The following is a 14538-nucleotide window of genomic DNA, read 5'->3' as shown; positions in this document are numbered from 1 at the left end:
ATTAGTAAAACAAATATAAATCAATTTAATGAACAAATAGCAAATTCATAAAAATTTTTATAAAGTTTAGCATAATTATTCTTAATTCAGCTTAAACATTGAATTTTTAATAAAGTTAAATTATTTGTATTAATAGGCTTTTGCGAAAATAACTCTTTGTTTAGAGGGTTTTTTAGAAATTAATGAGATGCCGTCTTCAAATGTATTTTCTAAAGGAATACATCGAATGGTGGCTTTTGTTTCATTTTTAATTTGTTCTTCTTCTTCGTCGGTTCCGTCCCAATGTGCAGAAATAAAACCACCTTTTTCTTCTAGAACTTTTTTAAATTCTTCATAAGAATTCACCTCGGTAATGTGCTCCTCTCGATAATTTAATGCTTTTTTGTAGATATCTTCCTGGATTGTTTTAAGAAGATTTTCAATATAAACTTCGATGTTTTCTAAAGGTTGGGTTTCCTTGGTCAAATTATCTCTTCTTGCGATCTCAACGGTTTGGTTTTCTAGATCTCTTGCACCAATTGCAATTCTGATCGGAACACCTTTGAGTTCATATTCTGCAAATTTCCAACCAGGTTTATTCTCCGTTCGGTTATCGTATTTTACAGAAATTCCTTTCTCTTTTAATTTTCTTTGAATTTCAAATGCGACTTCATTGACCTGTTGTAATTGTTCATCCCCTTTGAAAATAGGAACAATCACAACTTGAATAGGAGCTAAACTTGGAGGCAAAACCAATCCCAAATCATCAGAATGAGTCATAATTAAAGCGCCAATGAGTCGAGTAGAGGTTCCCCAAGAAGTTCCCCACGCATGTTCGATTTTCCCTTCTTTATTAGTGAATTTCACATCAAAAGCTTTTCCGAAATTTTGTCCTAAAAAGTGCGAAGTTCCTGCCTGAAGCGCTTTTCCGTCTTGCATTAAAGCTTCAATACAATAGGTTTCATCTGCACCCGCAAATCTTTCAGATGGTGTTTTAATACCACGAATAACTGGAATTGCCATGAAATTTTCTGCAAAATCCGCATAAACTTCTAGCATTTTTTCTGTTTCTTCGATTGCTTCAGTTTTGGTAGCATGTGCGGTATGGCCTTCTTGCCACAGAAATTCTGCGGTTCTTAAAAATAACCGTGTTCTCATTTCCCAACGCACTACATTCGCCCATTGGTTAATTAAAATCGGAAGGTCTCGGTACGATTGGACCCAGTTTTTGTAGGTATTCCAAATAATGGCTTCAGAAGTTGGTCGAACAATAAGCTCTTCTTCTAATTTTGCCTCTGGATCTACAATTAATTTTTTGGGATCATTTGGATCTGTTTTTAAACGATAATGGGTGACAACGGCGCATTCCTTCGCAAAACCTTCTGCGTTTTTTTCTTCGGCTTCAAATAAACTTTTAGGAATAAAAATGGGGAAGTAAGCATTTTCATGACCCGTTTCTTTGAATTTTTTATCCATCTCATCGCGCATTTTTTCCCATATTGCATAACCGTAAGGTTTGATGATCATGCACCCGCGAACTCCGGAATTTTCTGCCAAATCTGCTTTAACTACCAGTTCATTATACCACTTGCTATAATCTTCTGCTCTCGAGGTCAATTTTGCCATTATAATATATTATTTTATCTGTTGATTTAACTTAGTGAAGCTCTTTGAATCTAATCTAAAAAGCGTAATTTTACTCAAAATTTATCCGTTTTAATTGGTATACTTTTGGTATAAATTGCAAATATAAATTAAATTAAACTTTTCACCTTATCATGAAAAAAATTACTTTTAAAAACTTAGTCAATTTGCTGAAATCCAATGGGCTTTTGGCAGTTGCGGGTGGATTACTCTTAATGTCCTGCGGTAGTCAAATGGGTTACACTGAGACCGATGGAGTATATTACGATCCAAGCAGAGATACGTTACCGGAAGGAACTGTGATGAACAGCGGAAATAGAGTAGGCGAATATTATGATTATCAAGCAACTGACAGTACCAATAAATATTTGAATACAGACAACAGGAATGAAAATTGGAGAGATAATTCCACTTCTGATTGGGGGACTTACAATGGTACAGACACCTATTATAATGATTCTTCTTGGGGTTATCCTTATGGTTTTTATTCAGGTTTTGGTTTTGGAATGAGTTTCGGTTGGGGTTCATCTTTCGGCTTTGGCGGAATGTATGATCCGTGGGGTTATAATCCATATTATGGGTATTACAGTCCTTTTTATGGGTACCACAATCCTTACTATGGTTACTACAGCCCTTATTATGGCTACTATAATCCTTATTATGGTTACAGTCCTTATGGTAATGGATATTACAACAGTTATAATGGAGGTTTCATAAATAAAAGAAGTGGCAGTGATGGTTCGTTTAACAATAGACGAAATTCTTCTAACAATGTACGATCAAACAATTCGGAAAATTCAGGTTTTAGAAATAACCCTTCCAATACAGGTATTAGAAATAACAATAATAATTCAGGCGGTTTCAGAAATGATGTGCCAAGAAACAATTCTCCAAGAATAAATAACGGCAATCAAAATCCTAGATACAACACGCCAAATAGCACAGATCCTAGAATAAGAACACAATCTCAACCGTACAATTCGCCGAGACCAAACAATTCACCGAGACAAGATGCTCCAACCTATCAACAACCTACTAGAAGCAATGATGGTGGTGGTTTCAGATCAGGTAACTCCAGCGGTGGATTTAATTCGGGAAACAGTGGTTCCTCAAATTCTGGATCCACAAGATCTTCTGGAGGTGGTGGATTTAGAAGATAATAGTTAAAAATTCATTTTAATAATATTTAAGAAAATGGTCAAAAAATCCTTACTGGTTTTGAGTATCTCTGTTGCATATTTTGCAAATGCTCAAGATGTTTCAACAATTAGAAACACGGTAGAAGTCTACTCTAATTCATCTCTGAATGGTTCTTCAAAATATAACTCGATGGCCGGCTCGATGGGAGCTTTAGGTGGAGATGTTTCTGTCCTCAATTCAAATCCTGCGGGTATCGCCGTAAGTATAGCGAGTGAATTTTCCGGAACTCTATTTATCGAAAGTAATACCAATAAAACTTCCTATGGTGGAAGTACTTTAGACTACAAAGTTAACAAGACCAATTTAGGAAACACCGGCGGAATCGCAGCTTTTCAATTAGATTCGACTTCTCCTTGGAAATTTGTAAACGTTGCAGTTAATTATTCTAATCAGTCCATTGAAGATTATTCTGAAACTCCCGGAAATAGCAATATAGTATATGATATTGAAGATAATACTGGTGCTGTAATAGACAATCTTTCTTTCGCCGGACATGCCTACAACAGATACGGAAATCTATCTAAAATGTCGGTCGGATTTGGTGGTAATTACGATAATAGAATCTATGTCGGAGCTGGATTGAATTTTCATAGCGCAGCGGTAGATCAATATGATACCGCCGCATTTACGGATAAAACAAACATTACCGATGTTTATAACAAGCAATACACTCCATTTTCAGAAACATCCAATGGTTTTTCTGCAACACTCGGAATCATCGGTAAAATTAATCATCAATTAAGAGTTGGCGCCTCGCTTGAATCTCCAACTTGGTGGAATATTGAACGGATTTATTCTGAATATGCAAATTCTGCATCCGGCGATGGAACTTACTCAGAGAGTAGAAACCTTTCTACACCATTGAAAGCTACAGTAAGTGCAGCTTTTGTCGCAAATAAAAACTTCGCGATCAATGTTGATTATTCATTAGGACTTACAAAAGCCAAATATACAGTAGAAGGACCTGCAGAAACCGATTTAAATCAATTGATATCAAACAACGCCAAGAATCTTTCTGAAATAAAAGTAGGTGCAGAGTACAGAATCAGTGATTTCAGATTACGAGGTGGGTACGCTTTTGCTTCGAACCCCTTCAATAGCATGCAGATCAGTTCCGTTCAAGATAATGGTGGAGCGGCAAATACTACTTATAACAACTTATTTGGTGGTAAAAGAAATACAATTGGTGCCGGAATTGGGTATGATTTCAAATCATTTTATATTGATGCAGCGTACCAAAATATAACTTCAGAATATAGCAGTCCTTTCATTCAAGGTTCTTTTGCGAAAAATACTGGTTATTTCTCCGATCAATATGTCATCAATTCAGATTCATCCATTGTATCGAAGGTGAAAAATAAAAAAGATAATTTCTTTATTACGTTAGGTTGGAAATTTTAAAATTGAAAACCCGTTTAAATTCTTAAATCAAAGCTTCGAAGAAATTCGGGGCTTTTTTTTTAGGTCTAAATTTTTAATGTTGATGAAAAAGGTGACCTGTCATAGCAAGCAAAATTCCGAGCGTAACAAATCCAATTTTCTGCCAGTCAACATTGTGATTCTTGTTGCTTTCAAAAATAATCACCGAGGAAATATGAAGGAAAATTCCACCCACTAAAGCAAGGAAATAAACTTTTAAGTTAGGATCGAAATATTTTCCCAACAGCAATCCAAGCGGTGAAGCAAGCGCAAAGAGTGCAATAATTAAAAAAGAGGAAGCCGAGAACGATTTGTTTTTAACCAAAAAAGCGCCAAGAATAAAAGAAATAGGAATGTTATGAACCAAAATCCCCGTAAGATAGGGACTCAACAGCTCCTTTTCATTGGCTAAAGGAATTCCCTCCAAAAATGCATGAACGAAAAGTCCAACCATTAAAGCCAAAGGAAGGATGTTTTTCCCTTCTGTATGATGATGGAAATGACCGTGTTCAAATCCTTTGGTCAAATTTTCGAGCAACATTTGCAATAAGACACCACCAATTACCCAAATTCCGATATTGTGATGTTCCCCAGAATACACTTCAGGAAAAACCTCATTCAAACAAATGGTAATTAAAAATCCTGCACTTACGATCAAAAGATTTTTCGCAAACTTCTCCCGTTCTCCAAAAAATTTCCCCAGAAAAACGCCAATCAGAACGCTTAAAATTAATAATAAAATAATCATCCTTTCGCCTTAATTTTGTTGCCTTTTTCGAAAAACATTGATGCAGCGTGGTGAATTTTCCAGATCAAAATCACTTAGCTGATAATTACCGAAGATTTTTACCCTTTCAAAACCAAATTCCTCCGCATAATTTTTTATTGCGTCTAAAGTATGGAGTTTTACTTTTTCAAAGTAATCAAAACGTTGTCCGTTATCTGTAAAACTGATGTCTTTAATGATGTGTTGGTTTTCAATTTTCTTTTTAATTGTAAATTCTATTCCTTCTTTTGTTTTTATTTCTTCCTTAAGCAAGGTGTTTTCTACCCATTTTGCATTCAGAAAGTCTAAAACAAAAAAACCACCATCATTTAAGATATTAGAGATTGATTGAAAAATTTTCTTGTCATCTTCTTCCTTTTCAAAATAGCCAAAACTGGTAAAAAGATTAAAAACTGCATCTGCTTTTTCGCTGGAAATTTGTGGATAAATTTCGTTTCGCATATCGTGAACCGCAAATTTTAAACCTGAATTTTCAAACTTTTTGTTGTGCGAAATGCTTTCTTTCGACAAATCTAAACCCAAAACTTCATAACCCAATTGATTCAAAAAAACAGAATGTCGCCCTTTTCCGCAAGCTAAGTCTATAATTTTAGAATCTTTAGGAATATTTAAGTAGTTGATTAATAGAGTAATGAAGTTTTCTGCTTCTGCAAAATCTCTATCTTTATAAAGAATGTGATAATAAGGAGTATCAAACCAAGTTTCAAACCATGCCATTGTGCAAAATTAACTAAATTTGCCGAAATAACTGAGCAACTTGATCGGAGGTTTTTACCAAAGCCAAACAGAGTGTGCCAATAATGAATTATGGATACAGAAAATATTAAAATACAGATCAAAACTTTTTTCGGTCTCGAAGAAATTTTAGCAGAAGAAATCAAAAAACTCGGTGGAACCAATGTAGAAGTGAAAAACCGCGCCGTGAATTGCGAAGGAGATCTAGGATTTCTCTATAAAATTAATTATTCGGCAAGAACTGCACTGAAGATTCTTGTTCCCGTTCTTACTTTCAAAGCTTGGGACGACAATCGTTTTTATGATAAACTTTTCGATTTTCCGTGGGATGGAATTATGACAGTTGATCAAACTTTCGCCATTGATACAACGATTTATTCGGATCGATTTTCGCATTCGCAATTCATGTCTCAAAAAATGAAAGATGCGATCGTTGATTTCTTTAAATTCAAATACAACAAAAGACCAAGCGTAGATACGCAACAACCTGAGATCAAATTACATCTTCATATCGATCGAGAATTGGTGACCATTTCTTTGGATTCTTCCGGCGATGCTTTATTTAAAAGAGGGTATAGAAAAGAGCAGGGTGAAGCGCCCATCAACGAAGTTCTCGCTTCCGGAATGTTGCAACTCGCAGGTTGGGACGGAAAAGGAAATTTCCTCGATCCAATGTGTGGTTCCGGAACTTTACTCATCGAAGCAGCCATGATCGCCATGGATTTACCAGCTCAAACCTTCCGCAAAAGATTCGGATTTCAGAACTGGTTGAATTATGACGAAGAATTATTTAAAACCATCAAAGAAGTTCGACTGAATCGTGTTCGCGAATTCACCGGAAAAATTGTTGGTTATGATATCGATTCCAACATGTTGCATGCGTCTAGAATTAATATCGAATCCGCCGAAATGGAAGATATAATCGAAGTAAAAGAACAAGATTTTTTCGAATCGAAGAAAGATTTATTTCCATTATTAATGGTTTTCAATCCGCCTTATGACGAAAGAATTGAAATTAATGATGACCAATTTTACAAAAAAATAGGCGACACCTTCAAAAAATCTTATCCAAACACTTTAGCTTGGCTCATTTCCTCCGATTTAGATGCCATGAAAAAAGTCGGTTTAAGACCGTCAAGAAGAATCAAACTTTATAATGGAAAGTTAGAATGTCGTTTCCTTCAATTCGAAATGTATGAAGGAACGAAGAAAATTCATAAATTAGAAGGTAAATAATTTGCTAATGTTTTGAGGTGTTAATGAGATGATTTTCAATCATCAAATCATCACATCGACAAATCAACAAATCATCACATTGAACACCATCTCAATCATCATCGCCATCTACAACCGAAAAGACGAACTTTTCGAACTCCTCAATTCCTTATCTCATCAAACCGATAAAGATTTTGAGGTGATTATTGTCGATGATGGTTCGCTGATCAATTTACGTCCAACTGCAGAACTTTTCCAGGAAAGTTTAAAGATAGAATTCTTTCGAAAAGACAATTCCGGTCCCGGTTTATCCCGAAATTACGGTGCAAAACGAGCGAATCCCGATCCCGAAAACTTTCGGGACTATCGGGAGAACTGGCTCGTTTTCGTCGATTCCGATGTGATTGTCGAAACGGATTACATTCAAAATATCAAAAAAAATCTTACCGAAATTCCGTGTGACGCTTTTGGTGGTGCAGACAAAGCCCACAAAGGTTTCAATCTCATGCAAAAAGCCATTTCCTATTCCATGACTTCCGTTTTTACAACAGGCGGAATTCGGGGCAGTAAAACAGCCGTCACCAAATTCCAACCACGAAGTTTCAACATGGGCGTAAGAAAATCGGCTTTCGAAAAAGTGGGTGGTTTTTCCGAAATGCGCATTGGCGAAGATCCAGATCTTTCCATGAAATTGTGGGAAAACTCTTTCACCACAGCATTTTTCGACAATATCGGAGTGTATCACAAACGTCGCGTCGATTTCGGGAAATTCTCCAAACAAGTGTATCAGTTTGGTTGCGCTCGTCCGATTTTGAATCAGCGTCACCCAAAATTTGTCAAAATATCATTTGCTTTTCCTTCATTTTTTTTGATTGGTTATCTTTTAGGTTTTATAGAATATTTTTTCTTCCAAAAAGGCATTATTTTAGGATTTTATGGTCTTTATACTTTTGTCGTATTTTTCCATGCTTTGCTTCAAACCAAAAATATCAGCATCGCTGCAATGGCGATTATTTCTACCTATATTCAAATGTTTTCGTATGGTTACGGTTTTCTAAAATCCTGGATTTTACTCAATATTTTCCGCCAAAAACCTGAAGAAGCATTTCCTTCACATTTTCATCAATCCTAATTTTTATTTGGGCGCACATCCCGATAGCAATCGGGACCGCCCTCCGTTCCCGCTTTTTTTATTTTTTTGCCAACGCGCAACCCTTTCAGCGTTTGGAACGCTGAAAGGGTTTTCCACCCAAAAAAAATAAAAAAGAGCTCCACTCAGGTCGGGTCGCAATTTTCGCTTAAAAACCCTATTTTTGCAAAAAGTTTTTACATGAATAATTATCTAGAATTTAATTTTAAAATAGAGCCTCTTCAACCTTGGAACGAAATTTTGATGGCAGAACTCATCGAAATCGGTTTCGACAGTTTTACCGAAGAACACGACGGAATTTTGGCTTATATTCAAAAAGAAACATTCAAAGAAGAAGAACTCAAAGAAGTTCATTTGCTTCAAAATCCAGAAATCCAGATTTCTTATACCTTTCAAGAAATGCCCAATATCAACTGGAATGAAGAGTGGGAAAAAAACTTTTCACCCATAAATGTTGAAGATAAAGTTTCTATTCGTGCAGAATTTCACGGGAATCAAAACTTACCACACGAAATCATCATTCAACCCAAAATGTCTTTCGGCACCGGTCATCACGCCACAACATATTTGATGATCCAACAAATGCTCGACATAGATTTCGAAAATAAAACCGTTTTAGACATGGGTTGTGGAACTTCAGTTTTGGCCATCTTCGCAAAACAACAAGGTTCCGGAAAAACCGTTGCAATCGACATCGATGAATGGTCGGTAGAAAACTCCATCGAAAATGCGGCGAGAAATAGCGTAGAACTAGAAATTTCGCAGGGAACAGCAGAACATTTAGGAGGCGAAAACTTCGATATTATTTTGGCGAATATCAACAGAAATATTTTAATTTCAGATATTCCAACCTATGTTTCTGTTTTAAATTCTGGTGGACAATTACTCCTTTCCGGTTTGTGTTTCTTCGATGTAGATGATATTTTGGAAGTTTGTACGGCTCAAAATTTAACTTTGCAAAAGAAATTGCAACGAGAAGAATGGGTTTCTCTGTTATTGGAGAAATAAAAAAAACCTAGCAAATTGCTAGGTTTTCAGTGACCTCGACTGGATTCAAACCAGTAACCTCCTGAGCCGTAATCAGGTGCGCTATTCAGTTGCGCCACGAAGCCGTTTTTCGGTCTGCAAATATAACAATTTTTTATCCCACCCCAAAAATGAAACGCTATTTTTTATTATTTTTTCTCATTTTTTTGCTTTTTGCCTGTAAAAAAGAAACCAAATTAGAGCAAAACGATTGGCAAAAAATATCGCAAAATGTTGAAATCAAAAGTGATGGCCATTTTTTGAAATTAAAATCTGGAAAATTTAATTATAAAATTCCCACTTCAAAACTGCCTTTTAAAAGAATAATGCTGCTCAATGCAAGTTTGGTAGGGTATTTTACAGAACTTTCTTTAGAAAATAAGATCATCGGAATTTCGAGCCCGGAATATGTTTATTCTAAAAAAATTCATCAATTATTAAAAGAAGGAAAAATTCAAAACATCGGTAATGAACAGAAGTATGATTTAGAAAAAATAATCGCTTTGAAACCAGATGTAATTTTTACCAATTATATTGCGAGCTTCGATAATACCTACGATTTAATAAAGAAAAACGGCATAGAAATTATTTTTCTGGATGAATATTTAGAGCAAAATCCTTTAGAAAAATCAAAATATTTACTTGTCATCGGCGAACTTTTAGGGGTTCAAAAAGAAGCCACTGTAAGATTTAACGAAATAAAGAATTCCTATGATTCGCTAAAAATTCTGGCTCAAAGCTCATCCGTTAAACCAAGCGTATTGGCGAACGAAATGTACGGAAATGAATGGTTTTTGCCCGGTGGAAAATCCAATTTGGCAGCCTTTGTTTTGGATGCAAATGCAAGTTACATCAATGCTGGAAATCCTGATTTTAAAGCAGTTCCCATGAGTTTTGAAGAAGTATTTGCAAAATCTCAACAAGCACAATATTGGATTAATGTCGGAAACCATCAAACCAAAAAAGAATTGCTACAAATCAATCCAAACTACGCCAAAATGAATGTTTTCAACACCGGAGAATTATATACGCTGACCGGAAAAGAGGAGCGAAAATCGAATGATTACTTCGAAAGTGGCGTGGTTAGAGCTGATTTGGTATTGAAAGATTACATCAAAATTTTTCATTCCGAATTGCTTCCGAAGTACAATTTAACATACATGAAAGCTTTGAAGTAAATTATATTTCTATTTTTGCACCATTAAATATTGATTACTCACAGACGAAACAACCATGTGGAAGAAAATTAAAAGACTTGTTTTTATTATTATTTTGGCGAATATCCTTTTTATTTTTTGGGGTAAATTTTTTAATCCTCCCATTACGCTGACTCAAATCGATGGTTTAATAGAATACGGGAAATTAGAACGAGATTATATTTCGTACGATGAAATGGGTTCTAACGTGAAAAAAGCCGTTATCGCATCAGAAGATCAGGCGTTTTTTAGTCACAATGGCTTCGATTACAAAGCCATTCAAAAAGCCATTGCGCACAATGAACAAGGAAAAAAATTACGCGGCGGAAGTACCATCTCGCAGCAAACCGCAAAAAATATTTTTCTTTGGCAAGGAAGAAGTTATATTCGAAAAGGTTTTGAAGCCATCTATACCTTCATCATCGAATTAATTTGGGGAAAAGAAGTAATCCTCGAAAGGTATTTGAATTCCATTGAAATGGGACGCGGTGTTTTCGGTGTTGAAGCTGCTGCTCACTATTATTTCAATAAAAATTCGAATGATCTTACCAAATCTGAAGCAGCCTGGATTGCCGCAATCTTGCCTAATCCAGCAAAATATGACCCGAAAAATCCTTCAGCATATCTAAACAAAAAGCACAACTGGATTATGCGCCAAATGAATAATGTGACTTTGAAATAAATTATCTTTGTTGCATTATGCCAATTTATAGTCAAAAAATAACCGATATTAAAACTTTGCTGGAACAATATTTCAGTTTCCGAAACGAGACGAAATCATTGGAGCCACTTTCTGAGTTAATTCGAAATCTTCGGCAAAATGATTTCGAAGAAATTCTGGGTTTTTTGCGGACTAATCACGAAATCACCAAAAATTTCAGTTACTACATTCATAACATCTTCAAGGATAAGGAATTTAACTTATCATTGACCGAAGCTAATATTCTATCCGAGAATGCTTTTTACCCGGAATTTAAAAAAAGGCTTCTGAATAAAATTTTACCTGCAGTTGAAAACGAAAATACCATTTGGTTTTTAGTCGACACTGTTTCGGTAAGACCTTTGCGGGATCTTCAATATTTTAGAAATTTAAAAGAAGAGCAATTATCAGCATTTTTTAAATTGTTGGAAATCGATGATTTCATTACGCATCATCAGGTAAAAATGGAACTGCTTTTCGCAATGAATATTTTAGCATGGCGCGTTATCGGAAACGCAATGGATGTTGAAGTGGTGAATATGGCACCCGAATATAAAAAGTTCGATAATCCTTTGGTAGCTCTTCAAAACGAGCTCGATATTCTGAATGAAAATTATAAAAGCAATCCCGATTTTTCACTTTCCACCAAAGATGAGCATTATAAGCAGATCAAGGTTTATCTGCAACAAGGTTTAGATTTTGTGAATCTGGCTTTCAAAAATGCATCGAAATACGGAATTTCTGGTAAAATTAACCAATCACTTCTCAAAATAAGACAACAACTCGACCGGATGTATGAAATTCTGGACGTAATGGTTGTGGTTGAAAATGAAGAACCGGTTGTGAAATCCAAACAGCTGTTTTTCAATATTTTAGAGTATAAATCTCACAAGACTAATCTGCGGGATTTGATTGCAGACAGCACGACTTTGATGTCTCATCTCATTACCAATCACACGGCGCAAACCGGCACGCATTACATTAGTTCGAGTCGTCGGGATTACCTGCAAATGTTTTTGAAAGCGAGTGGTGGTGGAATCATCGTTGGTTGTCTTGTGGTTCTGAAATTATTTTTTGGTTCTCTTCCTGGAAGTGATTTTTCGCACGCCATATTGTATGCTTTTAACTACGCGATGGGTTTTACCATGATTTTTCTGATGAATTTTACTTTAGCAACAAAACAGCCTGCAATGACCGCTGCGACGATGGCTAAAGTGCTTTCAGAAGGAGAAAATACGCATAAAAATTATGTTGATTTCGCGCATTTGGTTTCCAAGGTTTTCCGGACTCAATTTATTGCATTTATGGGAAATGTTTGGCTTGCTTTTCCTGTAGCTCTCATTCTGATTTATGGGTTAGATGTTCTTTTTCAACAAAATTTTGCAGCTGAAAAAGCGACCAAGTTGCTTCAGGATCAAGATCCATTTCATTCAAAAGCGATTTTTCATGCCTGTATCGCTGGATTTTTTCTCTTTGTTTCCGGGATTATTTCGGGGAACGTCGCGAACAGTTCTGTATTTTATCATATCCCTAAACGTATTGCCAAAAACCCTTTTCTCAACTATTTTCTTGGGGAAAAAAGAGCAAAACGCATTTCAGGATATTACACCCGAAATTGGCCAGGAATCGTATCAAATATTTGGTTTGGCTTTTTCCTGGGAATAACAGGACCGATTGGTTTATTTTTAGGATTAGATTTAGATATCCGACACATCACATTTGCCGCTGGAAACGTAGCTTTAGGATTTTACGGAAAAGGTTTCGATGTGGATTATTACACTGTTTTCTTAACCATAACGACTGTTTTTATCATCGGATTTTTTAATTTCGCCGTGAGTTTTGGGTTGTCGATGATTTTGGCATTTCGTTCGAGAAAGGTGAATTTTGGAGAAGTAAGAGAAATTTATCGCGAGATTTTCAGGTATTTTATGCGGAATCCGTTGCGGTTTTTCTTGCCAATAAAATCGGAAACATTAGATATTCGCGCACAGGAAATGGTCGATAGTACAGTGGCTACAAAATCTGAAGATCACTAAAATCTGCTTCCGGAAACTGTTCCTTAAATTTGTTAAGAAAAAATGTTTTCCGCATTCTGAAATCATTTTTTAGCAAAGGAGATTTAATTTTTATTTCTAATATTTTCTTGCGCAAATTTACGGATTCTATTTCCTGAAAAAGGGCATCATTCAAATATTCATGAAGAAAATCCTTTACTTCAAAAGCCAATAATTTATCTTCAAAACCGTATAATTTTGCAAATGATTTCACGAGTTCGGAAGATTGGTATTCTCTCTTTTTTTTCATGACAGTTCGAAGATTTTACTTTCCTCATTGATCCTTTTTACCACATTTTCTGTTCTTTCTTTGTTGGTATCCGTGATAAATATTTGTCCGAAATGTTCCTGATTCACGAGTTCGATCAGTTGAGAAACTCTAGAATCATCCAGTTTATCGAAGATATCATCGAGCAAAAGAATGGGCGTTTTTCCCGTCAGTTCTTTAATTCTGTTCATCTGAGAAAGTTTTAGCGCGATCAAAAAAGATTTTTGTTGACCTTGACTTCCGATTTTTTTTAATGAATTTCCATTCATTTCAAAGATCAGATCATCTTTGTGAATTCCTTTGGAAGTGTAGGTTAAAATTCGGTCTTTTTCTAAATTTTCGGCAAGTAAACTCCGCAATTTTTGATCGGGTTCCGATTCATCGAAACCTTCCTGCAAATGAGATTCATAATGCACCGTGACTTTTTCTTTCGCGTTGGAAATCGTTTCGTAATAACTCTGAATTAAAGGCAAAATAGACTGTATAAATTGCTGTCTTTTCTGAAATATTTTCGTGCCGAATTTTACCAATGGCTGGTTGTAAATTTCTAAATTATCAGCATCGAAATATCTGTTTTTTGCAAAACTTTTAAGCAGTGCATTTCGTTGCTGAACCGTTTTTTGATATTGAATGAGGTTGAAAAGATATTCAGAATCGGTTTGTGAAATCATTGCATCCAAAAATCGTCGCCGACTTTCCCCTGAATCTGAAATTAAATTCGAATCATACGGTGAAATCATGACGCTTGGTAGAAAACCAATGTGATCCGCAATTCGATCATAAGATTTATCATTTTTTTTAATGATTTTCTTTGCCTCTTTTGGTTGCTGAACTTTTATGATGTTTTGCTTTTCGCCGTCATCAATGGTTCCTTCGATGACAAAAAAGTCTTCGTCGGTTCTGATATTATTTAAGTCGGTATTGCCCAAGAAACTTTTTGCAACCGACAAGTAGTGAAGCGCATCGAGAATATTGGTTTTTCCGACGCCATTATTTCCGACGAAACCGTTTATTTGAGGTGAAAAATCAAAACTGCGTTCGGAATGATTTTTAAAGTTGATAAGGGTTAATTTTTTAATAATCATAATCCTAAAATGTTTTCGAGTTTTTCAGGGTTTTGATAATTTTCCCAAAATGAAATGATAAAAATAGTTTTCAGAGCGGA

At 35.5% G+C, this 14538-nt stretch carries 13 protein-coding genes and 1 tRNA gene; 8 read left to right on the top strand and 6 right to left on the bottom strand.

The genetic code is table 11. The features are described 5' to 3' along the window. Window positions 1-129: 129 nt before the first annotated feature. Window positions 130-1605: a proline--tRNA ligase gene (gene proS, locus BW932_RS13180; RefSeq protein WP_076388345.1), complete on the bottom strand. Its 1476-nt coding sequence runs from the start codon at window positions 1603-1605 to the stop codon at window positions 130-132. Between the two features lie 152 nt (window positions 1606-1757). Here proS and BW932_RS13175 point away from each other — a divergent pair, with 152 nt between their 5' ends. Both BW932_RS13175 and BW932_RS13170 read left to right on the top strand, forming a co-directional pair. Further along, entirely contained in the window at window positions 1758-2783 is a 1026-nt protein-coding gene (locus tag BW932_RS13175) for a hypothetical protein (protein ID WP_076388343.1), read from the top strand. Window positions 2784-2817: 34 nt separating this feature from the next. Further along, window positions 2818-4224 carry an OmpP1/FadL family transporter gene (locus BW932_RS13170; protein ID WP_076388341.1) on the top strand — a complete coding sequence of 469 codons (1407 nt, stop codon included), beginning with the start codon at window positions 2818-2820 and terminating at the stop codon, window positions 4222-4224. A gap of 73 nt (window positions 4225-4297) precedes the next feature. Here the strand turns inward: BW932_RS13170 and BW932_RS13165 are convergent, their stop codons facing one another. Both BW932_RS13165 and BW932_RS13160 read right to left on the bottom strand, forming a co-directional pair. Next, window positions 4298-4990 carry a ZIP family metal transporter gene (locus tag BW932_RS13165; protein WP_076388339.1) on the bottom strand — a complete coding sequence of 231 codons (693 nt, stop codon included), beginning with the start codon at window positions 4988-4990 and terminating at the stop codon, window positions 4298-4300. A 9-nt stretch (window positions 4991-4999) separates the two neighbouring features. Beyond that, the gene (locus tag BW932_RS13160) at window positions 5000-5746 is read right to left on the bottom strand and encodes a class I SAM-dependent DNA methyltransferase (protein WP_076388336.1); all 747 of its coding nucleotides are present in this window, start codon (window positions 5744-5746) and stop codon (window positions 5000-5002) included. Window positions 5747-5836: 90 nt separating this feature from the next. On the opposite strand from BW932_RS13160, the gene BW932_RS13155 reads away from it, so the two are divergent. The 3 genes from BW932_RS13155 to prmA all read left to right on the top strand — a co-directional run bounded on the left by BW932_RS13155 (window position 5837) and on the right by prmA (window position 9137). Beyond that, window positions 5837-7000, top strand: a complete 1164-nt coding sequence (locus BW932_RS13155; RefSeq protein ID WP_076388334.1) for a THUMP domain-containing class I SAM-dependent RNA methyltransferase — start codon at window positions 5837-5839, stop codon at window positions 6998-7000. Between the two features lie 79 nt (window positions 7001-7079). Further along, window positions 7080-8111 carry a glycosyltransferase gene (locus BW932_RS13150; RefSeq protein WP_076388377.1) on the top strand — a complete coding sequence of 344 codons (1032 nt, stop codon included), beginning with the start codon at window positions 7080-7082 and terminating at the stop codon, window positions 8109-8111. Window positions 8112-8309: 198 nt separating this feature from the next. Next, window positions 8310-9137, top strand: a complete 828-nt coding sequence (gene prmA, locus BW932_RS13145; RefSeq protein WP_076388332.1) for a 50S ribosomal protein L11 methyltransferase — start codon at window positions 8310-8312, stop codon at window positions 9135-9137. 30 nt (window positions 9138-9167) lie between these two features. Here the strand turns inward: prmA and BW932_RS13140 are convergent. Beyond that, window positions 9168-9241, bottom strand: a tRNA-Arg gene (locus BW932_RS13140). Between the two features lie 45 nt (window positions 9242-9286). Here BW932_RS13140 and BW932_RS13135 point away from each other — a divergent pair. From BW932_RS13135 to BW932_RS13125, 3 genes are read left to right on the top strand one after another with little or no spacing between them, the layout of a single operon-like run. Continuing rightward, window positions 9287-10333, top strand: a complete 1047-nt coding sequence (locus tag BW932_RS13135; RefSeq protein ID WP_076388330.1) for an ABC transporter substrate-binding protein — start codon at window positions 9287-9289, stop codon at window positions 10331-10333. Between the two features lie 55 nt (window positions 10334-10388). Continuing rightward, complete coding sequence (mtgA, locus tag BW932_RS13130) at window positions 10389-11033, top strand: monofunctional biosynthetic peptidoglycan transglycosylase (protein WP_076388327.1); 645 nt, start codon at window positions 10389-10391, stop codon at window positions 11031-11033. A gap of 17 nt (window positions 11034-11050) precedes the next feature. Then, complete coding sequence (locus BW932_RS13125) at window positions 11051-13087, top strand: recombinase (protein WP_076388325.1); 2037 nt, start codon at window positions 11051-11053, stop codon at window positions 13085-13087. Here BW932_RS13125 and BW932_RS13120 read toward each other — a convergent pair. Further along, entirely contained in the window at window positions 13065-13355 is a 291-nt protein-coding gene (locus tag BW932_RS13120; protein WP_076388323.1) for a hypothetical protein, read from the bottom strand. The genes BW932_RS13125 and BW932_RS13120 overlap by 23 nt on opposite strands. Further along, window positions 13352-14458, bottom strand: coding sequence for a DNA replication/repair protein RecF (gene recF / locus BW932_RS13115; RefSeq protein WP_076388321.1), 1107 nt, complete (start codon window positions 14456-14458; stop codon window positions 13352-13354). Before recF ends, BW932_RS13120 begins: the two co-directional genes overlap by 4 nt. Window positions 14459-14538 lie beyond the last annotated feature (80 nt).

It is taken from the genome of Kaistella chaponensis (genome assembly GCF_900156725.1).
GTDB classification, from domain to species: Bacteria; Bacteroidota; Bacteroidia; order Flavobacteriales; family Weeksellaceae; genus Kaistella; species Kaistella chaponensis.
Note: the sequence above shows the minus strand (reverse complement) of the source record. Positions and strands in the feature narration are given on the sequence as shown.

Bases quoted from the DNA above. Each gene is read 5' to 3' on its own strand.
- proS (WP_076388345.1), bottom strand. From the start codon at position 1,605: ATGGCAAAATTGACCTCGAGAGCAGAAGATTATAGCAAGTGGTATAAT.
- BW932_RS13175 (WP_076388343.1), top strand. From the start codon at position 1,758: ATGAAAAAAATTACTTTTAAAAACTTAGTCAATTTGCTGAAATCCAAT.
- BW932_RS13170 (WP_076388341.1), top strand. From the start codon at position 2,818: ATGGTCAAAAAATCCTTACTGGTTTTGAGTATCTCTGTTGCATATTTT.
- BW932_RS13165 (WP_076388339.1), bottom strand. From the start codon at position 4,990: ATGATTATTTTATTATTAATTTTAAGCGTTCTGATTGGCGTTTTTCTG.
- BW932_RS13160 (WP_076388336.1), bottom strand. From the start codon at position 5,746: ATGGCATGGTTTGAAACTTGGTTTGATACTCCTTATTATCACATTCTT.
- BW932_RS13155 (WP_076388334.1), top strand. From the start codon at position 5,837: ATGGATACAGAAAATATTAAAATACAGATCAAAACTTTTTTCGGTCTC.
- prmA (WP_076388332.1), top strand. From the start codon at position 8,310: ATGAATAATTATCTAGAATTTAATTTTAAAATAGAGCCTCTTCAACCT.
- BW932_RS13135 (WP_076388330.1), top strand. From the start codon at position 9,287: ATGAAACGCTATTTTTTATTATTTTTTCTCATTTTTTTGCTTTTTGCC.
- mtgA (WP_076388327.1), top strand. From the start codon at position 10,389: ATGTGGAAGAAAATTAAAAGACTTGTTTTTATTATTATTTTGGCGAAT.
- BW932_RS13125 (WP_076388325.1), top strand. From the start codon at position 11,051: ATGCCAATTTATAGTCAAAAAATAACCGATATTAAAACTTTGCTGGAA.
- BW932_RS13120 (WP_076388323.1), bottom strand. From the start codon at position 13,355: ATGAAAAAAAAGAGAGAATACCAATCTTCCGAACTCGTGAAATCATTT.
- recF (WP_076388321.1), bottom strand. From the start codon at position 14,458: ATGATTATTAAAAAATTAACCCTTATCAACTTTAAAAATCATTCCGAA.